This window comes from Noviherbaspirillum cavernae (assembly GCF_003590875.1).
Lineage (GTDB): Bacteria > Pseudomonadota > Gammaproteobacteria > Burkholderiales > Burkholderiaceae_D > Noviherbaspirillum > Noviherbaspirillum cavernae.
This window is the reverse complement of record NZ_QYUN01000002.1, coordinates 3,419,447-3,444,693: the sequence shown is the minus strand read 5'-3', so window position 1 is coordinate 3,444,693 and position 25,247 is coordinate 3,419,447. Positions and strand designations below refer to the sequence as shown.

Below are 25,247 nucleotides of genomic sequence, written 5' to 3'. Positions count from 1 at the left end.
ATCGTCATGGCAAAAATGCAAGCAAAGCCGCAGCAGGGCGAAGAACGCGATGATGGCATGCGCGAGAAGATGATTGCGGTTAATCGCGTGACCAAGGTCGTCAAAGGTGGCCGTATTATGGGATTCGCTGCGCTGGCTGTAGTCGGTGATGGAGATGGCCGTATCGGCATGGGTAAGGGAAAGTCAAAAGAAGTGCCGGTCGCTGTGCAAAAGGCAATGGAAGAAGCGCGCCGCAAGATGATCAAGGTAACGTTGAAAAACGGTACATTGCAACATACGGTTACCGGTAAGCATGGTGCCTCCTCGGTGATGATTTCGCCGGCAAAGGATGGTACAGGTGTGATCGCCGGTGGTCCGATGCGCGCAATTTTCGAGGTGATGGGCGTAACCAATGTTGTTGCGAAGTCCAATGGTTCGACCAATCCGTACAACATGGTGCGTGCCACATTGGATGGTCTGTCAAAGATGAATACGCCATCGGAAATTGCTGCAAAACGTGGCAAGTCCATTGAAGAAATTCTGGGTTGAGGTGATCCGAATGGCAAACACAATCAAAGTGAAGCTGATTAAAGGCTTGATCGGTACACGTCAAGATCACCGCGCGACTGTGCGCGGCCTTGGTCTGCGTCGTGTAAATTCGGTCTCGGAGCTGCAGGATACGGCTGCAGTTCGCGGCATGATCAACAAAGTATCGTATCTCGTGAAAGTGGTGTCGTAAGCCAAGTGCTTGCGAGCGGAGCAAATCATGGAATTGAATAATATCCAACCAGCAGACGGTGCCAAGCATGCCAAGCGTCGTGTCGGACGTGGGATCGGATCAGGTCTTGGCAAGACAGCCGGCCGCGGCCACAAGGGGCAGAAATCTCGTTCGGGCGGCTTTCACAAGGTAGGTTTTGAAGGCGGTCAGATGCCGTTGCAACGCCGGCTGCCGAAGCGCGGCTTTAAATCGCTTGCAACGCCATTCAAGGCAGAAGTTCGTTTGAGCGACTTGGAAAAGCTGCCGGTCGCAGAGATCGATATGCTGGCATTAAAACAAGCGGGGCTGGTATCCGAATTGGCGCGCGTAGTGCGAGTCATCAAGGCAGGTGAGATCAGCAAGAAGGTTACGCTCAAGGGATTGATTGCGACCCAGGGTGCCAAAGCCGCCATTGAAGCTGCTGGTGGTTCGGTTGCTTAAGCAAACGGTTAGTTCGGAGCGATAATTGGCGACAACACCCCAACTCGCTAAGAGTGCGGCAAGTGGATTTCCATGGGGGCGCCTATGGTTTTTGCTCGCGGCATTAGTGGTCTATCGAATTGGCGCGCATATTCCCGTTGCGGGAATTGATCCCTATCAGCTGGCTCAATTGTTCAAGCAGAACCAAGGCGGTATTCTTGGAATGTTTAACATGTTCTCCGGCGGTGCGTTGTCGCGGTTTACGATATTTGCACTTGGGATCATGCCGTACATCTCGGCATCGATCATCATGCAGCTGATGTCCATAGTGTCGCCGCAATTGGAGGCCCTGAAGAAGGAGGGTGAAGCCGGCCGGCGCAAGATAACGCAGTACACACGGTATGGGACGCTTTTTCTCGCAACTTTTCAGGCGCTGGGCATCGCGGTTGCATTGGAATCGCAGGCGGGCTTGGTCTTGGATCCGGGTCTCGCATTTCGCTTCACAACCGTGGTTACGCTGGTTACCGGCACCATGTTCTTGATGTGGCTGGGAGAGCAGATTACCGAGCGCGGTTTGGGTAACGGTATTTCAATCATTATTTTCGCGGGTATTGCTGCAGGCTTGCCGAGCGCGCTTGGCGGGTTGTTCGAGCTTGTCCGTACTGGATCGATGAATGCGTTGTCGGCGATCCTGATCTGCGTGATAGTTGCTGCAGTAACCTTCCTTGTGGTGTATATCGAACGCGGACAACGCAAGATTTTGGTGAATTATGCGAAACGCCAGGTTGGTAACAAGATTTACGGTGGTCAAAGCAGCCATTTGCCACTGAAGCTCAACATGGCCGGCGTAATCCCCCCAATTTTCGCATCGTCGATAATCTTGTTTCCTGCAACGATTACGAGTTGGTTTACATCAGGAGATACGAGTAATCCGGTTGTCCGTTTTTTGAAGGATCTGGCGGCATCGATGGCGCCAGGCGAACCGATTCACGCCCTGTTGTATGCCGTCGCAATCGTGTTCTTTTGCTTCTTCTATACCGCGCTGGTTTTTAACAGCAAAGAAACTGCGGATAATTTGAAGAAGAGTGGTGCCTTTGTGCCTGGAATTCGTCCGGGAGATCAGACGGCGAGGTACATCGATAAAATCTTGATGCGTTTGACGCTCGTTGGTGCCGTGTATATAACGCTGGTCTGCTTGCTGCCGGAGTTCTTGATCGCGCGTTGGAAAGTACCATTCTATTTTGGTGGAACATCGCTACTGATCATTGTCGTGGTTACGATGGATTTCATGGCTCAAGTGCAGAACTATGTTATGTCGCAACAATACGAGTCGCTTCTTCGGAAGGCGAATTTCAAGGGTGGCATTCCGACGCGATAAGTCGTTGGAGGAATGAGCAGAGCGAATGGCAAAAGACGACGTTATTCAGATGCAAGGTGAGATTCTTGAGAATCTTCCGAATGCAACGTTTCGAGTCAAATTGGAAAATGGGCATGTGGTACTCGGGCACATTTCCGGAAAAATGCGAATGAACTATATTCGTATTCTGCCGGGCGACAAGGTGACGGTTGAGTTGACGCCTTATGATTTGAGCCGGGCACGCATCGTGTTCCGTACAAAGTAAAGTAACTAAAAGCTGAAAGAAAGAGGGCAAAAATGAAAGTGCTCGCATCAGTCAAGCGGATTTGCCGCAACTGTAAGATCATCAAGCGCAAGGGTGTGGTTCGTGTTATTTGCACAGAGCCGCGTCATAAGCAGCGCCAAGGTTAATTAACGTTATTGATCGAGGAATAACGAATGGCACGTATTGCAGGGGTGAATATCCCAAATCACCAACACACCGTTATCGGCTTGACCGCGATTTACGGTATTGGCCGTCCTCGCGCTGAAGAAATTTGCGCAACGACAGGCGTTCCGACGACGAAGAAAGTCAAGGATCTGGACGACAACGAGCTGGAAAAGCTGCGCGACGAGATTGGCAAGTTTGTCGTCGAGGGTGATCTGCGTCGTGAAATCTCGATGAGCATCAAGCGCTTGATGGATCTTGGCTGTTATCGCGGTATGCGTCATCGTAAAGGTCTGCCGGTTCGCGGCCAGCGTACGCGTACTAACGCCCGTACCCGCAAGGGACCGCGGAAGGCTGCGGCTTCGTTGAAGAAATAATTCCGATTCAAGGAAACAATCATGGCAAAAGCACCCAGTAACGCCGCAGCTGCACGCGTGCGCAAGAAAGTCAAAAAGAATGTTGCCGAAGGTATCGCACATATTCATGCGTCCTTCAATAACACGATCATCACAATTACCGACCGCCAAGGAAATGCGTTGTCTTGGGCTACCTCCGGTGGCGCAGGCTTCAAAGGGTCGCGGAAATCGACTCCGTTTGCAGCCCAGGTTGCCGCAGAGGCAGCGGGCAAGGTTGCAGTTGAATTCGGTGTGAAGAATCTGGAAGTGCGCATCAAAGGCCCGGGACCCGGGCGTGAATCCGCAGTTCGTGCATTGAATAACCTCGGTATCAAGATCACGCAGATTCAAGATGTGACTCCGGTTCCGCACAATGGCTGCCGGCCGCCGAAGCGGCGCCGCATCTGATTCTTTAGTGCGGTAAATCACAGTAGTAGTAGTACGTTGCCCGCCAAAGACCTTGGCGGGTTTTGTTCTTAAGACCACCGTCTGATGGCAGTTGAATCAGACTAGCGCCCAGTCTGTCGTGCACAACGTCAGCTTCGCTTGGGGCGTCATTTATAAAAGGAAATTTTCGTGGCACGTTATATCGGACCCAAAGCTAAACTCTCCCGCCGTGAAGGCACCGACCTGTTCCTGAAGAGCGCGCGCCGCTCGCTGGACTCGAAATGCAAACTTGACTCGAAGCCAGGACAGCATGGACGCACTTCGGGAGCTCGTACATCGGACTATGGTAACCAGTTGCGCGAGAAGCAAAAGGTCAAGCGGATGTACGGGATTCTGGAGCGCCAGTTCCGTCGTTATTTTGCTGAAGCAGATCGTCGCAAGGGCAATACAGGTGAAAATTTGCTGAAGTTGCTCGAGTCACGTCTTGATAATGTTGCTTATCGCATGGGTTTTGGTTCTACGCGCGCCGAAGCGCGCCAGTTGGTCAGCCACAAGGCATTCAGCGTTAATGGCGAAGTCGTGAATATCGCGTCCTATCAAGTGAAGGCCGGTGACGTGGTTGCTGTACGCGAAAAGTCCAAGAAGCAGGCACGTATCATCGAAGCCCTGTCGCTGGCGGAACAAACCGGCATGCCATCCTGGGTGGCAGTCGATGCCAAGAAAATGGAAGGCACATTCAAATCGATGCCTGATCGTACCGAGATTGCCAACGATGTGAACGAGTCGTTGATCGTCGAACTGTATTCCCGCTAATTTCAAATCGCCCGCCTCGTGTCATCCATGAGGTGGGTTTCTCTGCAATGCCATCAGCCTTATCGGTGTAACGAGCCGAGGGTATTGAAAAGGACATTTCATGCAAAACAGTCTGTTGAAGCCGCGTATCATTGAAGTCGAGGCACTGGGTGCCGGCCACGCCAAGGTGGTGATGGAGCCGTTTGAACGCGGCTATGGTCACACGCTTGGCAATGCATTGCGTCGCGTACTGCTGTCGTCCATGATCGGTTATGCGCCGACGGAGGTGACGATCGCCGGCGTCGTGCACGAATATTCCTCGCTGGATGGCGTGCAGGAAGATGTGGTCGACATGTTGCTGAATCTGAAAGGTGTCGTGTTCAAGCTGCACAATCGCGATGAAGTGACGCTTACGCTGAAGAAGGAAGGCGAAGGTGCCGTGCTCGCTTCCGACATCGATCTCCCGCACGACGTGGAGCTGGTGAATCCTGATCATGTGATTGCGCACCTGACGGCGGGCGGCAAGCTGGACATGCAGATCAAGGTCGAGAAGGGCCGTGGCTACGTGCCGGGCAATGTTCGCAGGCTGTCGGAAGATGCGAACAAGACCATCGGACGTATCATTCTCGATGCCTCGTTCTCGCCGGTGCGTCGCGTGTCGTATGCGGTGGAATCCGCTCGCGTGGAACAGCGCACCGACCTCGACAAGCTGGTGATGAACATCGAAACGAACGGCGTGATTTCGCCGGAAGAGGCGATTCGTCAATCGGCGCGCGTCCTCGTTGACCAGTTGAATGTGTTCGCCGCGCTGGAAGGCACGGAAGCTGCTGCGGAAGCGCCGTCGCGCGCTCCATCGGTTGATCCGATCCTGCTGCGTCCGGTGGACGATCTGGAATTGACGGTTCGTTCCGCAAACTGCCTGAAAGCCGAAAACATCTATTACATCGGCGATTTGATTCAGCGCAGCGAAAACGAATTGCTCAAGACCCCGAACCTGGGTCGCAAGTCCTTGAACGAAATCAAGGAAGTGTTGGCATCCCGTGGCTTGACCTTGGGCATGAAGCTCGAGAACTGGCCGCCGGCTGGTCTGGAGAAGTAACTCGGCTGGGGCGGTTATAATGCCGCTCCCGCCTGTTTTGGCATCTCTGTAACGACAATGATTACCGGTCCGCGATGAGTCGCAAGACGAGTCGATAGAAGAGCTGGGTAAAAACTGAAAACTGAAAGGAAATACCATGCGTCACCGTCACGGCCTCCGTAAATTGAACCGCACTTCGTCACATCGTCTGGCGATGCTTCGCAACATGACCGTATCCCTGCTGCGTCACGAAGCGATCAAGACCACGCTGCCGAAAGCCAAGGAACTGCGCCGCGTTGTCGAGCCGATCCTCACACTGGGCAAGACCGACAATCTGTCGAACAAGCGTTTGGCCTTCAGCCGCCTGCGCGATCGTGAAATGGTTGTGAAGTTGTTCGCCGAACTCGGTCCGCGTTATGCGAACCGCAATGGCGGCTACCTGCGCATCCTGAAGATGGGTTTCCGTCAAGGCGACAATGCGCCGATGGCATTCGTTGAACTGGTCGATCGTCCGGAGATCAGCGAAGACGCGGAAGTCCCGGCTGCCGAGTAAACAGCGCAGTCAAGAGACACGACAAAGCCAGGCCGAGTGCCTGGCTTTTTGCTTTGATATGGCTTCAAATTGTTTATGGCAAGATGTGGGCTGATTTTTACGGAGTTGACAGGCCGGCATGTCTGAACCCAGCATCCTTTCGGTGTCCAACCTGCGTAAAACGTATGGCAATGGTAAAGCAAGGCACGTCGTGATCGACGGTTTGTCGTTCGCATTGCGGCGGGGCGAATGTTATGGCTTGCTCGGGCCGAATGGCGCTGGAAAAACGACGACTCTGCGTCTGTGTCTCGGTCTGGCCGTGCCTGACAGCGGCGAAATCACGCTGGTCGGCAAAAGCATTCCGGCGCACGCTCGACCGGCGCGCCTGCGCGTCGGGGTGGTGCCGCAAGGTGATAACCTCGATCCGGACTTTACCGTTGCCGAGAATCTGTTGGTGTTCGGCCGATATTTCGGGATAGATGATGCGGCCATCAAGGAGCGCATCCCGAAGCTGCTCGAATTTGCCAGCCTCACGAACAAGAAGGATGCTCGGATCGGCGAACTTTCCGGCGGTATGCGACGGCGTCTGACGTTGGCTCGCGCGCTGGTCAATGATCCGGATCTGATCTTCATGGATGAGCCGACGACGGGACTTGATCCTCAGGCGCGTCATCTGATCTGGGATCGGTTGAAATCCTTGATGAGTGAGGGCAAGACGATTCTGCTGACCACGCATTTCATGGATGAGGCCGAGCGCCTTTGCGACCGGTTGGCGGTCATTGATCACGGTCATCTGATCGCGGAAGGTGCCCCGCGTGATTTGATCGGGCAACATATCGAGGCGGAAGTGGTCGAAGTGTATGGCGACAATGCCTTGCTGTGGGGCGAAACGGAAGGACGGCAGAAGTCGGCTCGACTCGAAATCAGCGGCGAAACCATTTTTTGCTATACCAACAATGCGCGGCCGCTGCTGGACGGCTTGCAGGCCACCACGGGCGTGCGTTATCTGCACCGCCCCGCCAATCTGGAAGACTTGTTCTTGAAACTGACCGGCCGCGAGATGCGGGACTAGGATGACGACAGCGATATACGGTTTCCCCGAATTTTCCTGGCGCTTCATGCCGATCTGGCGGCGCAATTTCCTTGTCTGGAAAAAACTGGCGATTGCCAGCGTGCTGGGCAATATCGCGGAGCCACTGATCACGCTGCTGGCCTTCGGCTACGGATTGGGCAGCCTGCTGCAAAACATCGAGGGCATTCCATACATTCAATTTCTCGCCACGGGCTCGATCTGCATGTCGGTCATGATGGCGGCCTCCTTCGAGGCCTTGTATTCGGCGTTTTCCCGCATGCATGTGCAGAAGACCTGGGAGGCCTTGCTGAATGCGCCGCTTGCGCTTGACGATGTGGTGCTCGCGGAGATGCTGTGGGCGGCCACCAAATCGCTCTTTTCCGGCATTGCCATACTGGCCGTGATTTTCACGCTCGGCATTGGATTGCATGCGCAGACGTTGCTGGTGCTTCCGGTGCTGTTTCTCGTCGGCATGACGTTCGCGTCGCTGGGGCTGGTGATGAATGCGATCGCAAACGGGTATGATTTCTTCACCTACTATTTCACGCTGGTGTTGACGCCGATGATATTTCTGTCGGGTGTCTACTATCCGACGGCGCAACTGCCGCTGTGGCTGCAGGCAATCGCCCAGATGCTGCCGCTGACCGCCGCGGTGGAGTTGATTCGGCCCTTGCTTCTCGGGCGATGGCCCGCCAATGCATTGGCGGATGTCACGATCCTGGCGACGTACTGTGTTGCGGGTTTTTACATTGCCACGGTGCTGACGCGCCGCAGGCTGTTGAAGTAATGTCGAGTTAGGCGTTGGTTCTCGCCGGGGGACAGAGACATGCAACAAGCGATACTGGTTTTGACCAACGTGCCCGACGCGGCAGCGGCGAGAACAATCGCCCGAGAGCTCGTTGAACTCAGGCTTGCCGCCTGCGTCAATATTCTTCCTGCAGTGCAATCGATCTATCACTGGCAGGGCGAGGTGGAAGAGGCAACCGAAGTGACCTTGCTGGTGAAGACCGTGCAAAGTCGTTACGCGGCACTGGAAGCCGCGATCAAGGCAGCGCATGCATATGACGTGCCGGAAATCATTGCAGTGCCGATTGTCGGCGGATTGCCGCGGTATCTCGATTGGATTGTGCAAGAAACGAAAAAGGATGTGGATGTTTAAGCAATTGCATTACTACGCGTTTTGCGCGCGCAACGCGCAGCGTGTTTTCTGTCTCAATGAAACACTGCTCCGTTGCCGGGATGCCTTTCGCGCAATGGCTGCCTTGCTGCTTGCGGTGTTGTTGTGCACGCTTGCATGGCCGGCGCATGCTGGCGACGACGACTACCTCGACCCGGAGGCGGCGTTCAAATTTTCGGCGAAGATGGCCGATGCCAGGAACATAGAAATCACGTATGCGATTGCGGACGGCTACTACATGTACCGCGAGCGGTTTGCTTTCAAGGCCGAAGGGGCCCGCCTTGGCGAGCCGGTCATCCCGCCGGGGAAGGTCAAATTTGACGAGACTTTTCAGAAAGACGTCGAAACGTATCGCAAGGCAATCACGATCACACTGCCGGTGGAAGCCAGCGGCCCATTCACGCTGACGGCGACGAGTCAGGGGTGCGCCGACAAGGGCTTGTGCTATGCGCCCATGGATGCGCAGATCAAGCTGTCTCCCAATGGAGGCGGATTGCTGGCGGCAATCACGTCTGCACGCGACGCGGTAAACCCCTCGGCGCCGAATGCGATGGACAGTGCTCCGCCTGCGCCCAATGGATCCGCGACCCGCGCAATCGCGCCTGCGGATTCGGAAATGGGCCGAATCGAAGCCTCGCTCAAAAGCGGCAAGCTGCTTGCGATCGTGCCCTTGTTCCTGCTGCTCGGCCTGGGCTTGTCGTTCACGCCCTGCGTCTTGCCGATGGTGCCGATCCTGTCCATGCTCATCGTCGGCGAAGGCGCGCGGGTCAGTCGCGCACGCGGCTTCTCGTTGTCGGCGACCTACGCGCTCGGCATGGCGCTCGTGTACACGGCGCTTGGGATAGCCGCCGGCTTGGCCGGTGAAGGGCTGTCGGCAAGCTTGCAAAACCCCTGGGTCCTGGGCGTGTTTGCGTTGCTGATGGTGGCGTTCTCGTTCTCGATGTTCGGCATGTATCAGCTGCAACTGCCTTCATCGCTGCAGACCAAACTTGCCGCGCTGTCGGAAAAGCAATCGTCAGGCAAGTTGTTCGGCGTGTTTGCGATGGGCGCGATCTCTGCATTGATCGTCGGTCCCTGTGTCGCGGCACCGCTGGCCGGCGCACTGGTTTACATCAGCCAAACGCGGGACGTCGTGATCGGCGGCAGCGCATTGTTTGCAATGGCGGCAGGCATGAGCATTCCGCTGCTGCTGGTCGGAATTTCCGCCGGGTCATTGCTGCCACGCGCCGGTGTCTGGATGGATGCCGTGAAACGGTTCTTCGGTGTGCTGATTCTGGCGCTGGCGCTGTGGATCGTCGCACCCGTCATTCCCGCCAGCGTGCAGATGCTGGGTTGGGCTGCATTGGGCATCGGCTACGGCGCTTATCTGCTGTGGAGCAAGCAGACGAGCTGGATGCCAAAAGCACTGAGTCTGATGTTTGCCGCCTTCGGCCTGGTGCAATTGATCGGCGTGACGACTGGCGGTCGCGATGCGCTTGCACCGCTTGCGCATCTCACGGGTGCCGCGCAGCATGCAGACTTCAAGCGCGTGAAATCCATTGCGGAACTCGACGCCGCCATCGCGCAGGCGCGAGGCAAAACGGTCATGCTGGATTTTTATGCAGATTGGTGCGTGTCCTGCAAGGAAATGGAAAAACTGACCTTCACCGATGCGCGCGTGCAGGCGCAATTCGCGAACATGGTGCTGCTGCAGGTCGACGTGACCGCCAACAGCGCCGATGACAAGACCCTGCTGAAGCGGTTCGGATTGTTCGGGCCGCCGGGGATCATCTTCTTCGACAAGCAGGGCAGGGAAATCCAGGGCGGGCGCGTCATCGGCTATCAAAACACTGAGCGATTCCTGCAATCGTTGTCACTCGCAAGCAGTTTCTGATGGCAGCAAGCATATCGTCATGTCGCATCTGCCTTGCGGCATGGATATATATGAAAAATATATAAACGACTCAACTTCTCTGTCCTTGAATCTCGGCCCGCCAGCACCTATATTATTTGCTCGATAACTTTTGGGAGAATGAAATGTCTTTGCGCCTTGGCGATATCGCCCCTGACTTTGAACAAGACACCACGGTCGGCAAGATCAAGTTTCACGACTGGGCCGGCGACTCATGGGTGGTGCTGTTTTCGCATCCGGCGGATTTCACTCCGGTGTGCACCACGGAGCTGGGACTGACTGCCAAGCTGAAATCCGAATTCGACAAGCGCAATGTGAAGGCAATCGCCTTGTCGGTCGATCCCGCCGACAAGCATACGCAATGGATCAAGGATATCGAGGAAACGCAGAATACCGTCGTCGGTTTTCCGATCATTGCGGATGCGGACAGAACAGTTTCGCAGCTGTACGACATGATTCATCCGAATCAATCCGAAACAATGACTGTGCGTTCATTGTTCGTCATTGATCCGAAAAAGAAGGTGCGCCTGACCATCACCTACCCGATGAGCACCGGCCGCAATTTCGATGAAGTGCTGCGCGTCATCGATGCCTTGCAGCTGACCGATGGCTACACCGTTGCGACGCCCGGCAACTGGCGCGATGGCGATGACGTGATCATCCCGCTGACGATCCAGGACGAGGCCGTCATCAAGCAAAAATATCCGAAGGGCTACACTGCGCCGCGCCCCTATCTGCGCATCACGCCGCAGCCGAACAAATAGGCCGCCGCGCTATACCTCGGCAAGCAAGTCAAACGCCCTGTAGTCCCGAGGACTCGCAGGGCGTTTTTTTATGGCGAGACTGTTCGCCGGCACAAGCAGCCAGGTCAGGAAGGTTTGCGAAACCGAGCATTGACTCGCATGCGGCGACATGTCGCTCGCATGTCAATCGTCATTGTGCCGATGATCTTCGAGATAGCGCTTGCTGCGGAAGAATAGCAGCATGCCGATCACGATCAACAGCATGGCTCCTATCGTTACCCAGAAACCCGTATCGTCTTTCAGCAGCGGCATGTAGTCGAAGTTCATGCCGAAGATTCCGGTGAGCAGGGTAAGCGGCATGAACAGGGCGGTGATGACGGTAAGTGTGCGCATGATGTCATTCGTGCGGTGTGCCGTGGCGGAAAAATGAATCTGCACGGCGGACTCGAGCGAGGTTTCCAGTCGTCGCGCATGATTGAGCACGCGCGAGATATGTTCCATCACGTCGTTGACGCGCACCAGCAGCATATCCTTTGTGCGGCCACTGTCTTCGCCATCGTCGCTGTCCACCAGATAGTCGCGCAGCTCCTGCAGCGCATCATGCTGCCCTTCGCACAAGTGATCGAGCTTGTTCAACTCGATGCGCGCTTCGAGCAGTGCGGTCCAGTCCTTGAAGGGCCGGCGCGGATTCAGCAAGGCACGCTGCCAGCGATCGATCTGCGTTGTCAGCGGACGGCGCAATTCGAGGTATTGATCCACCATCGCATTCAGCAGGCGCAGCATCAACTCTGCCGGTGATGCGGGCGGGCGCCCATTCGGCTTTTGCCGAAGTTCCAGCAAGCGATTGCGCATGGCCTCAATCGTGCGACTGCGGGATGCGTGTACCGTCACCACGGCGCGTTCGGTCAGCAGGAAGGTCACCGGTTCGGTTGTCAGTTTGCTGAGGGCGGGTGGAATCTTGCGCTTGATGCGCGTGTCGTCGTTGGCGCCGGGATTGTCCGCATCTGCAGTGAGCACCAGTTTGCGGAATACCACCATCGCATATTCCTGCGTCGAGTCGAAGTAGGAGGGATGCGCCATGTTGGTGGCATCCTTCAAGTGCAGATCGTAGAGATGGATGCCGGTTGCGCGCTCGACGGCCGTGCTCCACGCGGCGGGATCCGCTCCCACTTCATCATGTGTCGCATCCAGCCATGCAAAGCCTTGTGCCGGCATTTCCTGTGGGACGTCCGTGGTGAACGTGACTTGCGTGTTATTGATGTGAAAAATATCCATGCGCAGTAGCTCTGGTCAAAATAGCGAAGTGAAGCGCGATCAGTGAGCCAATCATGAATGCAGCGATGGCGGCTTGCAAGGACGCCGGGAGCGTGCGCGGCCCAAACCACGCGCCGGTCCACAACACGCTCGCAGCGGTCGAGAGAAAACCCCTGCGACCTGGTTCGATACGCCAAGGCTGATGCTGTTGATCGCTTCGATGAGGCGACACGTGTTTTTTCGTTTTGCCGGGCGGGCGATCAGTTCAATGAAGATCGGCAGAAAAAATACCGGTGTCGCCAGCGTGATGACTTTGCATTGCATTGGAGTCTCCGGTTCATGGCTGTGACGCGCTCGCGGCGACCGAGCGCGCAATCAGGAGCAATGCTGTGTAATACGTGGCGAGAACCCAGAGTGCCGACAGCGGAATCGGCGCGTAAAACTTGTTATAGGCCAGCAAGGTATCGGACAGCAGAAACAGGATGCCGCCGACCGCCGCCAGCAGGCTGCCGTGCATGCGCAATGTCAGATGACGGCAGATTGCCTGCGCCACCATCGCAACCAGGCACAGCATGTAGATGACCACCGGCGCTTTCAGGCTGGCTGCCAGTCCAGGCCACAGCACGGCCAGATTGACGCCGCCCACCAGCAGCAGGCCGGGGAACACCAGCGGCTGGCCGAAGAGCCGCGCATCGGAAGTGAGGGCGCGCAGGAAAAACAGGTGGGCGACCAGGAAGCTGCCCAGGCCGAGCAGGAAGCCGGAGGCGAGAACATTCTTCGGCAGCATCAGAAACACGTCGCCGCACAGAGACAATGCAATGCCGGTCAGCACCGCACGCCGGTAGCGCGGGTTGACCGGATCGGCGATGCGCCACACCTGGAGGAAAATCAGCGCCGTGGCGAGTGGCTTGAACACGTAGTGAACGATGCGCGGTTCCTGTGCGCCGGAGCCGAGGATCGCCAGCAGGCCGCACAATGCAATACCCAGAGTCCAGAAGACAACCGAGCGCGACCGCATGCTCAGAAGCCGTGCTGCTTCAGGCGGCGCGCAATGTCGCGGGCGAAATAGGTCAGCACACCATCGGCTCCTGCGCGCTTGAATGCCAGCATCGCTTCCATCATGGCCTTGTCGTGATCGAGCCAGCCGTTCTTGGCGGCGGCCTTGATCATCGCGTATTCGCCGCTGACCTGATAGGCGAAGGTCGGCACGCGGAACTCGTCCTTGACGCGGCGCACGATGTCCAGATAAGGCATGCCCGGCTTGACCATCACCATGTCCGCGCCTTCGGCGAGATCGAGCGCAACTTCGCGCAGCGCCTCGTTGCTGTTGGCCGGATCCATCTGGTAGGTGGCCTTGTTGCCCTTGCCGAGATTGGCGGAGGAGCCGACCGCGTCGCGGAACGGGCCGTAGAAGGCCGATGCGTACTTCGCGGAATACGCCATGATGCGCGTATAGATGTGGCGATGCGATTCCAGCGCCGCGCGAATCGCGCCGATGCGGCCATCCATCATGTCGGACGGCGCGACGATATCGACGCCGGCCTCGGCTTGCACCAGCGCCTGTTTCACCAGCAGATTGCAGGTTTCGTCGTTGAGCACATAGCCGTCGCCGTTCAACACGCCGTCCTGGCCATGGCTGGTGTAGGGGTCGAGCGCCACGTCGGTCAGGATGCCGAGCTCCGGAAAACGCCTTTTCAGTTCGCGCACGGCGCGCGGCACCAGTCCGTCCGGATTGGTTGCCTCGATGCCGTCGGGCGTCTTGAGAGCCGGATTGATCACGGGAAAGAGTGCCATGACCGGGATGCCGAGTTCGACGCAATCCTCAGCCACTTCCAGCAGCAGATCGACCGAAAGCCGCTCAATGTCCGGCATCGAGGAAATCGTTTCGCGCTGATTTTTTCCATCCAGCACGAATACCGGGAAAATCAGGTCGGCAGTGGTCAGAACATGCTCGCGTATCAATGCCCGCGAAAAAGCATCCTTGCGCATGCGACGCATCCGGATTGCGGGAAATTGTGCTTTAGGAAAGGAATTTGTCATGGCGCCTCAGGAAAACAGGGTCGTTGATAGGCAAACTTCATCGGAAGCCGTGAAACTTTTCAAGGCATGCGCCCTCTTAGCAATAGGTGATCATTCACCTCCCGCTTCTCCTCCCTGAGCGGGGCCATATCGTGGCATTAGCGATAAGGCGTTACTGCCCTGGAGATCTTCCCCTTTCTCCAGGGTTTTTTTTGCCTGCGGCAAAGGCAATTATTCGTCGGCATCCTGCGCGGGCAAATCCTCTTTCATTCCAAGCAGGGACAGAATCTTGTCATCGGCTTCTTCCAGGCCGCTGCGCTTCAAAGCTGAAAACAACTGCACGCTGAAGGGGAAGGGCTTGCCTTGTTCATCAACATAGCTGTTCAACACGGTGCGCGCAAGGCGCAAGGCATTGGTCGATTCGGTCCGATTGAGCTTGTCCGCCTTGGTTAAAAGGCAATGAACCGGCTTGCCGGTCGGCGCAAACCATTCGAGCATCTGCACATCCAGCTCGGTAAAGGGGCGGCGCGCGTCCATGATCAGAACGAGTGCGGTCAGCTGCTCACGCGTCTGGATATAGGCACCGAGCAATGCATTCCAGTGTGTCTTCGCCTCGCCCGGCACTTCCGCGTAGCCGTATCCAGGTAAATCCACCAGCAGACCGCGGATTTCCTCGACGATGGTTGGATCCTTGCGGTGCTGTCCGACGTGCGCGCCGCCGATCGAGAAGTAATTGATATGCTGCGTGCGGCCCGGTGTCTTGGAGGCAAAGGCCAGCTTTTTCTGATTGCACAGGATATTGATCGCACTCGATTTGCCGGCATTCGAACGGCCGGCAAAAGCGATTTCGGGGATTTGCGTCTTTGGCAAATCGCGAAGGTGATTCACCGTGGTGAAGAAGCGGGCTTGCCAAAGAAGGGACATAGAGGGGCAGAAAATGCTGTGGAGGGGGCGTAAATGCCGAGAAGCTATTGTACAATAAGAGGTTATGTATTGTTGCGCCGCAAAAGCGTAGCTGCACACGACAGCCTCTCGAAGGGCCAGAATTTTAATATCAAGTCTCAGGGTGTTTGAATGAATCGTGCGTTTTTACCGTTTGTGAAATCCTTGTTCGTCACGATGCTGGCGGTTTCGTCCGTCGCGTATGCAGCAGAGGAAAAGAAGGCTCCCAAAGCCGATCCCGCCAAGGGCGAAGCGATTTACACGAATGGCGACAGTGCCCGCAATATTCCGGCCTGCGCATCCTGCCACGGCGCAGCCGGCAATTCGACGATCGTGCAGAATCCGAAGCTGGCAGCCCAGCACGAAGCCTACACCCACAAGCAGCTCGCCGACTTCAAGACCCCGCAGCGCAATAACGCGGTGATGAGTTCGATCTCCAAGTCGCTGACCGATGAGGAAATGAAGAACATCGCCGCCTACCTCGACAAGCAGACGCAAAAACCGGGCGCGGCGAAGAACAAGGACACCGTCGAATTCGGCAAGAAGATCTACCGTGCCGGTATCGCCGAAAAGGACATTCCCGCTTGTGCAGCCTGCCACGGTGCAACCGGCGCGGGCATCCCGGCGCAGTTCGCGCGTCTGGGCGGCCAGCATCAGGAATACACGGCCGCGCAGCTGACCGCGTTCGGCAACGGCACCCGCAAGAACAGCCCGCAAATGGTGACCATCGCCAAGCGCATGTCGGAGGATGAAATCAGGGCTGTCTCCGACTACATCGCGGGCCTGAAATAATCAGAACGACGGCAGGGCAGAATAACGGAGGGGGTGGCTAGGGCCACCCCTTTTTTCTTTCGATGACAGAATGACCACGAGCGCCAGTACTTCAGGATTGCAGATCAAGACCAACCGCCGCTGGCTCGCCGATGCGGTCGAGGTTGTATCGTCGATGCGGTTCGCCATCAGCCTGTTGACGCTGATCGCCATCGCCTCGGTGATCGGTACCGTGCTCAAGCAGAACGAGCCGATGCCGAACTACGTGAATCAGTTTGGCCCGTTCTGGTTCGAGGTTTTTTCCAGGCTCGGTCTTTATTCGGTGTATTCGGCGTGGTGGTTCCTGCTGATCATGGCCTTCCTGGTGTTGTCCACGTCGCTGTGCATCGTGCGCAATGCGCCGAAGATGGTGAAGGACATGCGCAGCTGGCGCGAGAATGTGCGCGAACAGTCCTTGCGCAATTTTCATCACAAGTCCGAATGGACGTCGGCCGCATCGCGCGCAGCCCTGACGCAGGAATTGGCGAACCGGCTGGCTGCCGATGGCTACAAGGTCAAGCTGGTCGAAAAGGACAGCGCGAACCTGATCGCCGCCAAGCGCGGTGCGGGTAACAAGTGGGGCTATATCTTCGCTCACAGCGCGATCGTGATCATCTGCGTCGGCGGTCTGCTCGATTCCGATTTGCCGATCCGTTTCCAAAAATGGGTGTACGGCAAGACATCGTTCAGCAGCAACGGCATCATCGCCGAAATCCCTGCACAGCATCGCCTTGGGACGGGTAATCCCACCTTTCGCGGCAATACCCTGATTCCGGAAGGGGCCAGCAGCAACACGGCGATCATTCAGCAGCAGAGCGGCGTGCTGATCCAGGAGCTGCCGATCACGATTCGTCTCAACAAATTCATCGTCGAGCATTATTCGACCGGCATGCCGAAGCTGTTCGCCAGCGAGGTCGAGGTGCGCGACAACGAAACCGGCAAGAGCTTCCCGGCGACGATCAAGGTGAACGAGCCGCTGCTCTACAAGGGCCTCGCGGTGTACCAGTCGAGCTTCGACGATGGCGGCAGCAAGCTGAAGCTGGCCGGTTACCCAATGGCCGGCGCGCAAGGAAAGCCGTTCTCGATGGAGGGCGAAGTCGGCGGCGCGACACCGCTCGGCAATGGTGCCGGGGACGAATACACCGTCGAGTGGTCGGGCTTTCGCGCATTCAATGTCGAAAACATGGCGCAAAGCGGCCAGGACGTGCGCGCGGTCGACGCCAACAAGACCTTCAATGAGAAGTTCACCGCAGGACTGGACAAGCAACTCGGTTCGGGCGCGAAGAATGCCAAAAACAAGGACCTGAAAAACGTCGGCCCCAGCGTGCAGTACAAGCTGCGCGACAAGACTGGCCAGGCGCGCGAGTATCACAACTACATGCAGCCGGTGGACGTCGACGGCGCCTATGTGTTCCTGACCGGGATGCGTGATGCGCCGAGCGAGCCGTTCCGCTACCTGCGCATTCCGGCTGACGACGACGATACGGTGGCGGACTGGATGCGCCTGCGGGCCGCGCTGGCGAATCCGGCGTTGCGGGAGAAGGCGGCGCAGCGTTATGCGCAACGCTCCATGGCGGCCGGGCGTGACGATGCCGATGCGCTGCGCGGGCAATTGCAGCAATCGGCGCTGAAGGGCTTGTCGATTTTTGCCGGGAACGGACAAGAGGCCGGTTATCTGGCGGTATCGAAGTTCCTTGAAAAAGTGCCGTCTGCCGAACAGGAAAAAGCCGCGGACATCTTCATGAAAATCCTGAACGGCACGATGTGGGAATTGTGGCAGGCTGCCCGCGAGGCGGATGGTTTGAAGCCGATTGCCGTTGACGAAAAGCATGCACGTTTTCTGCAGCTTGCCACCAACGCCTTGTCCGACTCCTTCTTCTACGGCGCGCCGGTCTATCTGCAACTCAAGGAATTCAACGAAGTCAAAGCGAGCGTGTTCCAGGTGACGCGCTCGCCCGGCAAGAATGTCGTGTATCTTGGCTGCCTGCTGCTGACGCTCGGCGTGTTCGCGATGTTCTACATCCGCGAACGCCGTCTGTGGGTCTGGCTGAAAACGGATGACAATGGCCAGTCGCACGCGCTGATGGCAATGAGCACACAGCGCAAGACATTGGATTTCGACAAGGAATTTGACGAGCTGAAAGTGCGCCTCGCGCAGCAATGAGACGGAGAACATGATGGAATTGACGCAGACCCAAACCTACTCGCCCCCGCCCGGCTTTTTCAAGCGCCTGACATGGATCGACTGGCTGTATGCGGTGGCGCTGACGGCGGGCGTGCTGTTCGCGTTCAATCGCTACGGCCAGCACATGGATGTCTACGAGGAAGCGATCCTGCTGCTGTCGGCACCGACGTTTGCGTGGCTTGGCTGGCACTGGAAGTCGGTGCGCTGGCTGATGGCGGTGCTGGCCGTGCTGGCGCTGGGCGGCATTGCGTTGTACGGCGGCTCGCTCGACGCGGCTAATAGCAAGTTCTTCCTCAAATACATGCTGTCGAGCCAGTCCGCGATCCTGTGGATGAGCACCTTGTTCTTCCTGTCCACGCTGTTCTACTGGGGCGGCTTGATTGCAAGAGCGGACTTCGGCGGCGCGATCGGCAGCAAGCTGTGCTGGGCTGCGGTGGTGCTTGGCTTTACCGGCATGCTGATGCGCTGGTACGAGTCCTACCTGCTCGGCGCGGATATCGGGCACATTCCGATTTCCAACTTGTACGAAGTCTTCGTGCTGTTCTGCATGATCACCGCGCTGTTCTATCTGTATTACGAGCAGCAATACCAGACGCGCCAGCTTGGCCCGTTCGTGCTGCTGATCATTTCGGCTGCGGTCGGCTTCCTGCTGTGGTACACCATCGGCCGCGACGCATCGGACATCCAGCCGCTGGTGCCCGCGCTGCAAAGCTGGTGGATGAAGATTCACGTGCCGGCCAATTTCATCGGCTACGGCACCTTCGCGCTGGCGGCGATGGTTGCCGTCGCCTATCTGCTGAAATCGAAAGGCCTGCTGGTGGACCGCCTGCCGGCCTTGGAAGTGCTGGACGACGTGATGTACAAGTCGATCGCGGTCGGCTTCGCGTTCTTCACGATCGCCACCATTCTCGGCGCGTTGTGGGCGGCGGAAGCCTGGGGCGGCTACTGGTCGTGGGACCCGAAGGAAACCTGGGCGCTGATCGTCTGGCTCAACTATGCCGCGTGGCTGCACATGCGGCTGATGAAAGGCTTGCGGGGTCAGGTTGCGGCCTGGTGGGCGCTGGTCGGCCTGCTGGTCACGACCTTTGCCTTCCTTGGCGTCAATATTTTCCTGTCGGGACTGCATTCCTACGGCGAGCTTTAAAAAAATCTTCACGCGGATGGAATAAAGCGTCCGGCCCGGCTGTTTACCGCATGTCTGCATTGCAGGCACGCCCGATTAACCAGCTTCGAGAGGACCACATGAAGAATCCATCCGCCTTCCTTGCCCTGATTCCCGCCGTCATGCTGGCCGGTTGTGCCAGCATGGCGACCGCGCAGCAGCCGACCAGAACGTCCGACGGCATGCTCACCAGCCCCAGCGGCATGGCCCTGTATGTATTCGATCGCGATGCGGCCGGCAGCGGCAAGAGCGTCTGCAACGGCCCCTGCGCGACCAATTGGCCGCCGCTGCCGGCCGAAGACGGCGCCAAGGCGAGCGGCGATTACAGCGTGATCACGCGCGACGATGGCAAGAAGCAATGGGCCTACAAGGGCAAGCCGCTCTATACGTGGGTGAAAGACCAGAAGCCCGGCGACAAGTCGGGTGACGGCGTCAACAACGTCTGGCATATCGCCAAACCGTAAGCGCCGACCCGCTCGCCGTCCGTTCCGCTCATGACCGACTTTGCCGAATCGCTGGCATTGCAGATTCCGCGGTTGCGGCGTTACGCGCGTGCCCTGACGCACAATGTCGCATGGGCGGACGACTTGGTGCAGGACACGCTGGAGCGCGCGTTGCGCCGCCGCTGGTTGTTTCGCCTCAACAGCAATCTGACCGCGTGGCTGTTCACCATGTTGTATCGCCTGTATCTCAACGATGCGGCGCGCCACCGCATGAGCCCGGTTGCCGCTGACGCCGATGTACCGGAGCCGGCGACAAGCGGCGACGTTGCGCTGCAACTCGACATGCAACGCGCGCTCGCCAGCTTGAGTCCGGAGCATCGCGCGGTGATCGTGCTGATCGGCCTGGAGCAGCTGAGTTACAAGGAAACCGCCGATGTGCTGGGCGTCCCGCTGGGCACCGTCATGTCGCGTCTGACGCGTGCCCGCGAACGCCTGCGCGCGCTGCTGTCGGATAAACCATTGCAATCTGTTGCGACGGAGACCCACGCGCAACTAACCCGGATCAAGTGAAATGACTACCCCTTCGATTGGCGAAGCGGATTTGCATGCCTACGTCGATGGTCAGCTCGACGCGGCGCGTCGGGCCGAGGTGGAGGCATATCTTGCGGCGCACCCCGAGACCGCCGCGCAGGTGCAGGAACTGCGCGGCCAGACGCAGGCCTTGCATGCGGCCTATGATGGCGTACTGAATGAGCCGATTCCCTTGCGATTGACGAATGTGCTGCAAGCCCGCTCGTGGCCGCGCGGCTTGGCTGCCGGGATGGCATGGCTTGCCTGCGGGCTCGTGGCTGGCTGGTTTGCGCATCCGTTGCTGTCGCCTGCAACGGTCACGCCGGTCGCTTTTGCAAAGGAGGCGATGGCGGCACACGTGCTGTACGTATCCGAAAAGCGGCACCCGGTCGAGGTGCCCGCCGAGCAGGAAGCACACTTGGTTGCATGGTTGTCGAAACGCCTTGATGCGCCGATTCGCGCCCCCGATCTGAACGCGCAGGGGTTCTCGCTTCTCGGCGGGCGGCTGTTACCGGGCGACGATGCACCGTTGGCGCAGCTGATGTATCAGTCCGCAAGCGGCGAGCGGCTGACCTTGACGGTCAAGCGCGCGACACAGTCCGACCGCGAGACAGGTTTCAAGGTGATGGAGATGCCAGGCACCAGCGTGTTCTACTGGATTGACCGCGACTACGGCTATGCGCTGTCGGGCGGCATCGACAAGAGCCGTTTACTGGCGGTGGCGCGTGCGGTGGATGGGCAGTTGCGTGGGGAGAGAAATTAAAAGGTTCGGAAATGCCACGCTGACTTGTCGTCATCCCGGGGTTCGCCGGGATGACGCAATGTTTGGGGTGCTTCCGCAGGGAAAAAGCCTGCCGTTCACCAAATGCATTTCAGAAAATGTAAGGTAATCCAGTCCAATCCAGACAAACAGCAACGTCACCAAAAATCCACGGAGCAGCAATGTTAATCAAACGCAATCCGAACGGTATCGACATCCCGTTTGCTTCGGAAATCACGCCGCGCGCAGTATTCGAGTCGCGCCGCACTTTCATCAGGCAACTCGCGCTCGGTTCGATCGCCGGCGGCGCGCTACTGGAAATGGCGACACGCGAAGCGTTCGCGCAATCCGCCGCGCAAAAGCTTTCTGCGAAAACCAACTCCGCCTATGTCGTGATGGACAAGCCGACGGCATACAAGGACGCGACCACCTACAACAATTTCTACGAATTCGGCACCGACAAGACGGACCCATCCCACTACGCCGGCAGCCTCAAGCCGCGGCCGTGGACAATCGCGATCGAAGGCGAAGTCAAGAAGCCGATGACGCTCGATCTCGACAGTCTGCAGAAGCTCGCGCCGCTGGAAGAGCGCATCTATCGTCTGCGCTGCGTCGAGGGCTGGTCGATGGTGATTCCGTGGATCGGCTACTCCTTCGCCGAACTGATCAGGAAGGTCGAGCCGACCGGCAATGCGAAGTACGTCGAATTCGTCACGCTGGCCGACAAGAAGCAGATGCCCGGTCTGCGCAGTCCGGTGCTGGAGTGGCCGTATGTGGAGGGCTTGCGGCTCGATGAGGCCAATCATCCGCTCGCGCTGCTTGCGTTCGGCATGTACGGCGAGGTGCTGCCGAACCAGAACGGCGCGCCGGTGCGCATGGTGGTGCCGTGGAAGTACGGCTTCAAGTCGGCAAAGTCGATCGTGAAAATCCGCTTCACGAAGGATCAGCCGAAAACCGCGTGGAACATCTCCGCGCCGCAGGAGTACGGCTTCTATTCGAACGTCAATCCGGACGTTGATCACCCACGCTGGTCGCAAGCCACCGAGCGGCGCATCGGCGAAGACGGTTTCTTCACGAAGAAGCGCAAGACCATGATGTTCAACGGCTACAGCGAAGTCGCGTCGCTCTATGCCGGCATGGACTTGAAGAAGTTTTACTGAATCGAATGCATCGGGCGCACGCCATGTTCAATCCATCTGCCAGACAGCTTGCAGCGATCAAGACCGCAGTGTTCATTGTCGCGTTGCTGCCATTCGCGCGGCTGGTGTTGTTCGCAGTCATCGGACAGCTGGGTGCAAACCCGATCGAATTCATCACGAGCAACACCGGCGACTGGACGCTGTATTTCCTCTGCATCACGCTGGCCGTGACGCCCCTGCGGCGCCTGTCCGGATGGAACTGGCTGCTCAAGCTGCGCCGCATGCTGGGCTTGTTCGCGTTCTTCTATGTCGTGCTGCACTTCACGACTTTCCTCTGGTTCGACCACTTCTTCGACATTGACGCGATGCTCAAGGATGTCGTCAAGCGCCCCTTCATCACGGTCGGCTTTGCCGCATTCCTGCTGCTGATTCCGCTGGCGGCAACGAGCACCAATGCGATGGTGAGAAGACTGGGCGGCAGGCGCTGGCAAACCCTGCATCGCACGATCTACCTGATCGCGCCGCTCGGCATCCTGCATTTCTGGTGGATGAAGGCGGGGAAGAATGACTTCGAGCAGCCGATCCTGTTCGGCACGGTCGTCGCGGTGCTGTTATTGCTGCGCGTCTACTGGAGCATTGCGCAGGCGCGGACTCAGAAGCGCCAGGTCAGTCCCAGGCCGAACTGACGGTCGATCTGCGCGGTGCATTCACTGCAGCCGAGCCCGAATCTGATCCCTGCATCGAGGTCGAGCGTCTTCATCGGTGAATAAATCACGCCGGTCAGGAAGTACGCCGGATGGCTGTTGCTCGACACCTCGTTATTGCGCGAGACGCCGAGATCGCCGAGCAGCTGCCATTGCTCGTTGAGCGCGTATCGTGCGGCGGCGGAGACGCGCCACAGCGCGGTGCGGTTCGCGTCGCGATCGGCCTGCAGCTTGTAGTTGTTGAATGTCAACGCGACATTGCCCTGCAGGGTCCAGGGCGCGGCTTCCCAGTTGCCGATCAGCGTCAGGCCGAAGCCCGCCTTGCCGGTGCCGAGGGCCTTGTTTTCATCGCCGCTCGGCAGCAGCAGTTCCGGCTTGAACGCGACGCTCGAATTGTCGCCTTCGGCAAAGCGCCACTTCATGCCGATCGAGACATCGCCCGCTCCGGATGGCGAGGACAAGGCCATTGGCACATTGAAAAACACATCGAGATTGCGCAATGCGCCGTAGGTGTATGTGACCGCACTTGTGGTGCGTCTCGTCGCATCGCCGTACCGTGCGCGATCGGCGTTCACTTCGAGCTGGCTGTTGCCCGTATCCTGCGTGCCGGTGTCGTCGGTGACGAGCGGATGTGCCGCGTAGGCAGCCTGCGTCAGGCCGCACAACAGAAGCGCGGCCGTCAGTCTTGCGCGCATGCCGGTCAATCGATGATCGATTCCAGCGCGAACAGGTCGGCCGGATTTTCACGCTGGCGCACCACGTGCACGCGGTCGCCGTCGACCATCACTTCCGCCGCGCGGCCGCGCGTATTGTAGTTCGACGCCATTGTCATGCCGTAGGCGCCCGCCGACATGATCGCCAGCAGATCGCCCTGCTGCAGCGCCAGCGAACGCTGCCGCGCCAGCCAGTCGCCAGACTCGCATACCGGGCCGACGATGTCGTAGGTCTTCGCCTCTTCCGCGCGCTGTACCACCGGCTGCACGCCATGCCATGCCTCGTACATCGCCGGACGCATGAGGTCGTTCATCGCCGCATCGACAATCGCGAAATTCTTCGCCTCCGCGTGCTTGAGGTACTGCACTTCGGTCAGCAGAATGCCGGCATTGCCGGCGATCGAGCGGCCCGGTTCGAACATCACCTGGATCGGTGCGCCATCGTGTTTCTGCTTGCGCCATTGGTCGATCCGGGCAAACAGGCGCGTCAGATAGTCGCCGATCGGTACCGGCTTTTCTTTGTCGTAGGTGATGCCGATGCCGCCGCCGATGTCCAGATGGTGCAGATGAATGCCGTCTTCGGCGAGCCGGTCGATCAATTCGATCACCTTGTCGAGCGCCTCCAGCAGCGGCGCATCGTCAAGCAGCTGCGAACCGATATGGCAGTCGATGCCGACCACCCTAATGTTCGGCAGGTCGGCCGCCAGGCGGTAGGTTGTCAGCGCGTCGTCGTATGCGATGCCGAACTTGTTTTCCTTGAGCCCGGTGGAAATGTAGGGATGGGTTTTCGCATCGACGTTCGGATTCACGCGCAGAGAGATGGGCGCCTGCTTGCCGGCCTCGCCTGCAACCTCGTTGAGGCGGTGCAGTTCGGAAATCGATTCGACGTTGAAGCACAGGATATCGTGCGACAGCGCCAACCGCATTTCCTCGTGCGACTTGCCGACGCCGGAGAAAATCACCTTGCGCGGATCGCCGCCTGCCGCGATCACGCGCAGCAGTTCGCCGCCGGAAACGATGTCGAAGCCGGAACCGAGCCGGCTCAACACATTCAGCACCGCGAGGTTGGAATTGGATTTGACCGAATAGCAGACCAGCGCAGAATTTTCGTCGCGTCCATTGGACTTGCATGCATCGGCGTAGGCGGAATAGTTCTCGACGAACGCAGCCTTCGAATACACGTAGGTCGGCGTGCCGAACCGGCGTGCGATGTCGGTCAATGGGGTGTTCTCGGCGTACAGCGCGCCGTTCTTGCAAGAGAAATGCGACATGGTAATGACTTTATTTGGAGACGGGATTCTGGTCGTCGGTCGAGACGGGGTCGGTCAGATTCGGCAGTGCGGATTCTTCGACAGGCGCAGGCACGGGTTTCGTTGCCGGTGTGGCAATGGGTGCGGGCTTGGGAAAGTACAGCGGACCCTTCTGACCGCAAGCGGCGAGCAGGGCCGCGAATGCGCAGGCGAACAGCACAGCGCCTGCACGAGTCAGGTAAGGAATGGACTTCACGCTTAGAATCACGGTTTGGGGAAATTCACTGGA

At 58.1% G+C, this 25,247-nt stretch carries 31 protein-coding genes; 24 read left to right on the top strand and 7 right to left on the bottom strand.

Going from position 1 to position 25,247, the window contains the following annotated elements; translation table 11 throughout:
* Positions 1 to 6 precede the first annotated feature (6 nt).
* The 16 genes from rpsE (at position 7) to D3870_RS16050 (ending at position 11,028) form a co-directional block, all read left to right on the top strand.
* A complete protein-coding gene (rpsE, locus tag D3870_RS16125) occupies positions 7 to 528 on the top strand; it encodes a 30S ribosomal protein S5 (RefSeq protein WP_119740666.1) in 522 nt (173 codons plus the stop codon).
* Positions 529 to 538: 10 nt separating this feature from the next.
* Positions 539 to 718, top strand: coding sequence for a 50S ribosomal protein L30 (gene rpmD / locus D3870_RS16120; RefSeq protein ID WP_119740664.1), 180 nt, complete (start codon positions 539 to 541; stop codon positions 716 to 718).
* 27 nt (positions 719 to 745) lie between these two features.
* Positions 746 to 1,177, top strand: coding sequence for a 50S ribosomal protein L15 (rplO, locus tag D3870_RS16115; RefSeq protein WP_119740662.1), 432 nt, complete (start codon positions 746 to 748; stop codon positions 1,175 to 1,177).
* A gap of 25 nt (positions 1,178 to 1,202) precedes the next feature.
* A complete protein-coding gene (gene secY / locus D3870_RS16110; protein WP_119740661.1) occupies positions 1,203 to 2,534 on the top strand; it encodes a preprotein translocase subunit SecY in 1,332 nt (443 codons plus the stop codon).
* 25 nt (positions 2,535 to 2,559) lie between these two features.
* Positions 2,560 to 2,778, top strand: coding sequence for a translation initiation factor IF-1 (gene infA / locus D3870_RS16105; RefSeq protein WP_005663428.1), 219 nt, complete (start codon positions 2,560 to 2,562; stop codon positions 2,776 to 2,778).
* Positions 2,779 to 2,810: 32 nt separating this feature from the next.
* Positions 2,811 to 2,924, top strand: a complete 114-nt coding sequence (rpmJ, locus tag D3870_RS16100; RefSeq protein WP_014004415.1) for a 50S ribosomal protein L36 — start codon at positions 2,811 to 2,813, stop codon at positions 2,922 to 2,924.
* Positions 2,925 to 2,951: 27 nt separating this feature from the next.
* Positions 2,952 to 3,317 carry a 30S ribosomal protein S13 gene (gene rpsM / locus D3870_RS16095; RefSeq protein WP_119740659.1) on the top strand — a complete coding sequence of 122 codons (366 nt, stop codon included), beginning with the start codon at positions 2,952 to 2,954 and terminating at the stop codon, positions 3,315 to 3,317.
* 21 nt (positions 3,318 to 3,338) lie between these two features.
* Entirely contained in the window at positions 3,339 to 3,743 is a 405-nt protein-coding gene (gene rpsK, locus D3870_RS16090; protein WP_119740658.1) for a 30S ribosomal protein S11, read from the top strand.
* Between the two features lie 168 nt (positions 3,744 to 3,911).
* A complete protein-coding gene (gene rpsD, locus D3870_RS16085) occupies positions 3,912 to 4,535 on the top strand; it encodes a 30S ribosomal protein S4 (RefSeq protein WP_119740656.1) in 624 nt (207 codons plus the stop codon).
* A 100-nt stretch (positions 4,536 to 4,635) separates the two neighbouring features.
* Complete coding sequence (locus D3870_RS16080) at positions 4,636 to 5,613, top strand: DNA-directed RNA polymerase subunit alpha (protein WP_119740654.1); 978 nt, start codon at positions 4,636 to 4,638, stop codon at positions 5,611 to 5,613.
* 136 nt (positions 5,614 to 5,749) lie between these two features.
* A complete protein-coding gene (gene rplQ / locus D3870_RS16075) occupies positions 5,750 to 6,145 on the top strand; it encodes a 50S ribosomal protein L17 (RefSeq protein WP_119740652.1) in 396 nt (131 codons plus the stop codon).
* A 118-nt stretch (positions 6,146 to 6,263) separates the two neighbouring features.
* Entirely contained in the window at positions 6,264 to 7,196 is a 933-nt protein-coding gene (locus tag D3870_RS16070; RefSeq protein WP_119740650.1) for an ATP-binding cassette domain-containing protein, read from the top strand.
* Position 7,197: 1 nt separating this feature from the next.
* Positions 7,198 to 7,983, top strand: a complete 786-nt coding sequence (locus D3870_RS16065; protein WP_119740649.1) for an ABC transporter permease — start codon at positions 7,198 to 7,200, stop codon at positions 7,981 to 7,983.
* A 39-nt stretch (positions 7,984 to 8,022) separates the two neighbouring features.
* A complete protein-coding gene (cutA, locus tag D3870_RS16060) occupies positions 8,023 to 8,355 on the top strand; it encodes a divalent-cation tolerance protein CutA (RefSeq protein ID WP_119740647.1) in 333 nt (110 codons plus the stop codon).
* A gap of 94 nt (positions 8,356 to 8,449) precedes the next feature.
* Positions 8,450 to 10,246 carry a protein-disulfide reductase DsbD gene (gene dsbD / locus D3870_RS16055; RefSeq protein WP_119742235.1) on the top strand — a complete coding sequence of 599 codons (1,797 nt, stop codon included), beginning with the start codon at positions 8,450 to 8,452 and terminating at the stop codon, positions 10,244 to 10,246.
* 143 nt (positions 10,247 to 10,389) lie between these two features.
* Positions 10,390 to 11,028, top strand: coding sequence for a peroxiredoxin (locus D3870_RS16050; protein WP_119740645.1), 639 nt, complete (start codon positions 10,390 to 10,392; stop codon positions 11,026 to 11,028).
* A gap of 162 nt (positions 11,029 to 11,190) precedes the next feature.
* Here D3870_RS16050 and D3870_RS16045 read toward each other — a convergent pair whose 3' ends face one another.
* From D3870_RS16045 to yihA, 4 genes are all read right to left on the bottom strand, one after another.
* Positions 11,191 to 12,282 carry a magnesium transporter CorA family protein gene (locus D3870_RS16045; RefSeq protein ID WP_119740643.1) on the bottom strand — a complete coding sequence of 364 codons (1,092 nt, stop codon included), beginning with the start codon at positions 12,280 to 12,282 and terminating at the stop codon, positions 11,191 to 11,193.
* A 316-nt stretch (positions 12,283 to 12,598) separates the two neighbouring features.
* Positions 12,599 to 13,279 carry a lysoplasmalogenase gene (locus D3870_RS16040; protein WP_119740641.1) on the bottom strand — a complete coding sequence of 227 codons (681 nt, stop codon included), beginning with the start codon at positions 13,277 to 13,279 and terminating at the stop codon, positions 12,599 to 12,601.
* Positions 13,280 to 13,281: 2 nt separating this feature from the next.
* Complete coding sequence (gene hemB / locus D3870_RS16035; protein WP_119740639.1) at positions 13,282 to 14,301, bottom strand: porphobilinogen synthase; 1,020 nt, start codon at positions 14,299 to 14,301, stop codon at positions 13,282 to 13,284.
* A gap of 210 nt (positions 14,302 to 14,511) precedes the next feature.
* Positions 14,512 to 15,204: a ribosome biogenesis GTP-binding protein YihA/YsxC gene (yihA, locus tag D3870_RS16030; protein ID WP_119740637.1), complete on the bottom strand. Its 693-nt coding sequence runs from the start codon at positions 15,202 to 15,204 to the stop codon at positions 14,512 to 14,514.
* Between the two features lie 150 nt (positions 15,205 to 15,354).
* Here yihA and D3870_RS16025 point away from each other — a divergent pair, with 150 nt between their 5' ends.
* From D3870_RS16025 to D3870_RS15990, 8 genes are all read left to right on the top strand, one after another.
* Positions 15,355 to 16,014, top strand: a complete 660-nt coding sequence (locus D3870_RS16025; RefSeq protein WP_119740635.1) for a c-type cytochrome — start codon at positions 15,355 to 15,357, stop codon at positions 16,012 to 16,014.
* Positions 16,015 to 16,084: 70 nt separating this feature from the next.
* Positions 16,085 to 18,196, top strand: coding sequence for a cytochrome c biogenesis protein ResB (locus D3870_RS16020; protein WP_119740633.1), 2,112 nt, complete (start codon positions 16,085 to 16,087; stop codon positions 18,194 to 18,196).
* Between the two features lie 13 nt (positions 18,197 to 18,209).
* Positions 18,210 to 19,361, top strand: coding sequence for a c-type cytochrome biogenesis protein CcsB (ccsB, locus tag D3870_RS16015; protein WP_119742233.1), 1,152 nt, complete (start codon positions 18,210 to 18,212; stop codon positions 19,359 to 19,361).
* 98 nt (positions 19,362 to 19,459) lie between these two features.
* On the top strand, positions 19,460 to 19,843 hold the full coding sequence (locus D3870_RS16010; RefSeq protein WP_119740631.1) for a COG4315 family predicted lipoprotein: 384 nt from the start codon (positions 19,460 to 19,462) through the stop codon (positions 19,841 to 19,843).
* A 30-nt stretch (positions 19,844 to 19,873) separates the two neighbouring features.
* The gene (locus tag D3870_RS16005; RefSeq protein ID WP_119740629.1) at positions 19,874 to 20,392 is read left to right on the top strand and encodes an RNA polymerase sigma factor; all 519 of its coding nucleotides are present in this window, start codon (positions 19,874 to 19,876) and stop codon (positions 20,390 to 20,392) included.
* Position 20,393: 1 nt separating this feature from the next.
* Positions 20,394 to 21,155 carry an anti-sigma factor family protein gene (locus tag D3870_RS16000; protein ID WP_119740627.1) on the top strand — a complete coding sequence of 254 codons (762 nt, stop codon included), beginning with the start codon at positions 20,394 to 20,396 and terminating at the stop codon, positions 21,153 to 21,155.
* Positions 21,156 to 21,334: 179 nt separating this feature from the next.
* Positions 21,335 to 22,312: a protein-methionine-sulfoxide reductase catalytic subunit MsrP gene (msrP, locus tag D3870_RS15995; protein ID WP_119740625.1), complete on the top strand. Its 978-nt coding sequence runs from the start codon at positions 21,335 to 21,337 to the stop codon at positions 22,310 to 22,312.
* Between the two features lie 23 nt (positions 22,313 to 22,335).
* Entirely contained in the window at positions 22,336 to 22,977 is a 642-nt protein-coding gene (locus D3870_RS15990) for a protein-methionine-sulfoxide reductase heme-binding subunit MsrQ (RefSeq protein ID WP_119742229.1), read from the top strand.
* Here the strand turns inward: D3870_RS15990 and D3870_RS15985 are convergent.
* Genes D3870_RS15985 through lptM form a run of 3 tightly spaced genes read right to left on the bottom strand, consistent with a single transcriptional unit; the run spans position 22,944 to position 25,214 of the window.
* A complete protein-coding gene (locus D3870_RS15985; RefSeq protein ID WP_119742231.1) occupies positions 22,944 to 23,690 on the bottom strand; it encodes a transporter in 747 nt (248 codons plus the stop codon). The genes D3870_RS15990 and D3870_RS15985 overlap by 34 nt on opposite strands.
* A 5-nt stretch (positions 23,691 to 23,695) precedes the next feature.
* The gene (gene lysA / locus D3870_RS15980) at positions 23,696 to 24,979 is read right to left on the bottom strand and encodes a diaminopimelate decarboxylase (protein WP_119740624.1); all 1,284 of its coding nucleotides are present in this window, start codon (positions 24,977 to 24,979) and stop codon (positions 23,696 to 23,698) included.
* A gap of 10 nt (positions 24,980 to 24,989) precedes the next feature.
* Entirely contained in the window at positions 24,990 to 25,214 is a 225-nt protein-coding gene (gene lptM, locus D3870_RS15975; protein ID WP_199710674.1) for an LPS translocon maturation chaperone LptM, read from the bottom strand.
* Positions 25,215 to 25,247: the final 33 nt, after the last annotated feature.

Excerpts from the sequence above, each read along its gene's own strand:
- rpsE (WP_119740666.1), top strand. The coding sequence starts at position 7 with ATGGCAAAAATGCAAGCAAAGCCGCAGCAGGGCGAAGAACGCGATGAT.
- rpmD (WP_119740664.1), top strand. The coding sequence starts at position 539 with ATGGCAAACACAATCAAAGTGAAGCTGATTAAAGGCTTGATCGGTACA.
- rplO (WP_119740662.1), top strand. The coding sequence starts at position 746 with ATGGAATTGAATAATATCCAACCAGCAGACGGTGCCAAGCATGCCAAG.
- infA (WP_005663428.1), top strand. The coding sequence starts at position 2,560 with ATGGCAAAAGACGACGTTATTCAGATGCAAGGTGAGATTCTTGAGAAT.
- rpmJ (WP_014004415.1), top strand. The coding sequence starts at position 2,811 with ATGAAAGTGCTCGCATCAGTCAAGCGGATTTGCCGCAACTGTAAGATC.
- rpsM (WP_119740659.1), top strand. The coding sequence starts at position 2,952 with ATGGCACGTATTGCAGGGGTGAATATCCCAAATCACCAACACACCGTT.
- rpsK (WP_119740658.1), top strand. The coding sequence starts at position 3,339 with ATGGCAAAAGCACCCAGTAACGCCGCAGCTGCACGCGTGCGCAAGAAA.
- D3870_RS16080 (WP_119740654.1), top strand. The coding sequence starts at position 4,636 with ATGCAAAACAGTCTGTTGAAGCCGCGTATCATTGAAGTCGAGGCACTG.
- rplQ (WP_119740652.1), top strand. The coding sequence starts at position 5,750 with ATGCGTCACCGTCACGGCCTCCGTAAATTGAACCGCACTTCGTCACAT.
- D3870_RS16070 (WP_119740650.1), top strand. The coding sequence starts at position 6,264 with ATGTCTGAACCCAGCATCCTTTCGGTGTCCAACCTGCGTAAAACGTAT.
- D3870_RS16065 (WP_119740649.1), top strand. The coding sequence starts at position 7,198 with ATGACGACAGCGATATACGGTTTCCCCGAATTTTCCTGGCGCTTCATG.
- cutA (WP_119740647.1), top strand. The coding sequence starts at position 8,023 with ATGCAACAAGCGATACTGGTTTTGACCAACGTGCCCGACGCGGCAGCG.
- dsbD (WP_119742235.1), top strand. The coding sequence starts at position 8,450 with ATGGCTGCCTTGCTGCTTGCGGTGTTGTTGTGCACGCTTGCATGGCCG.
- D3870_RS16050 (WP_119740645.1), top strand. The coding sequence starts at position 10,390 with ATGTCTTTGCGCCTTGGCGATATCGCCCCTGACTTTGAACAAGACACC.
- D3870_RS16045 (WP_119740643.1), bottom strand. The coding sequence starts at position 12,282 with ATGGATATTTTTCACATCAATAACACGCAAGTCACGTTCACCACGGAC.
- D3870_RS16040 (WP_119740641.1), bottom strand. The coding sequence starts at position 13,279 with ATGCGGTCGCGCTCGGTTGTCTTCTGGACTCTGGGTATTGCATTGTGC.
- hemB (WP_119740639.1), bottom strand. The coding sequence starts at position 14,301 with ATGACAAATTCCTTTCCTAAAGCACAATTTCCCGCAATCCGGATGCGT.
- yihA (WP_119740637.1), bottom strand. The coding sequence starts at position 15,204 with ATGTCCCTTCTTTGGCAAGCCCGCTTCTTCACCACGGTGAATCACCTT.
- D3870_RS16025 (WP_119740635.1), top strand. The coding sequence starts at position 15,355 with ATGAATCGTGCGTTTTTACCGTTTGTGAAATCCTTGTTCGTCACGATG.
- D3870_RS16020 (WP_119740633.1), top strand. The coding sequence starts at position 16,085 with ATGACCACGAGCGCCAGTACTTCAGGATTGCAGATCAAGACCAACCGC.
- ccsB (WP_119742233.1), top strand. The coding sequence starts at position 18,210 with ATGGAATTGACGCAGACCCAAACCTACTCGCCCCCGCCCGGCTTTTTC.
- D3870_RS16010 (WP_119740631.1), top strand. The coding sequence starts at position 19,460 with ATGAAGAATCCATCCGCCTTCCTTGCCCTGATTCCCGCCGTCATGCTG.
- D3870_RS16005 (WP_119740629.1), top strand. The coding sequence starts at position 19,874 with ATGACCGACTTTGCCGAATCGCTGGCATTGCAGATTCCGCGGTTGCGG.
- D3870_RS16000 (WP_119740627.1), top strand. The coding sequence starts at position 20,394 with ATGACTACCCCTTCGATTGGCGAAGCGGATTTGCATGCCTACGTCGAT.
- msrP (WP_119740625.1), top strand. The coding sequence starts at position 21,335 with ATGTTAATCAAACGCAATCCGAACGGTATCGACATCCCGTTTGCTTCG.
- D3870_RS15990 (WP_119742229.1), top strand. The coding sequence starts at position 22,336 with ATGTTCAATCCATCTGCCAGACAGCTTGCAGCGATCAAGACCGCAGTG.
- D3870_RS15985 (WP_119742231.1), bottom strand. The coding sequence starts at position 23,690 with ATGCGCGCAAGACTGACGGCCGCGCTTCTGTTGTGCGGCCTGACGCAG.
- lysA (WP_119740624.1), bottom strand. The coding sequence starts at position 24,979 with ATGTCGCATTTCTCTTGCAAGAACGGCGCGCTGTACGCCGAGAACACC.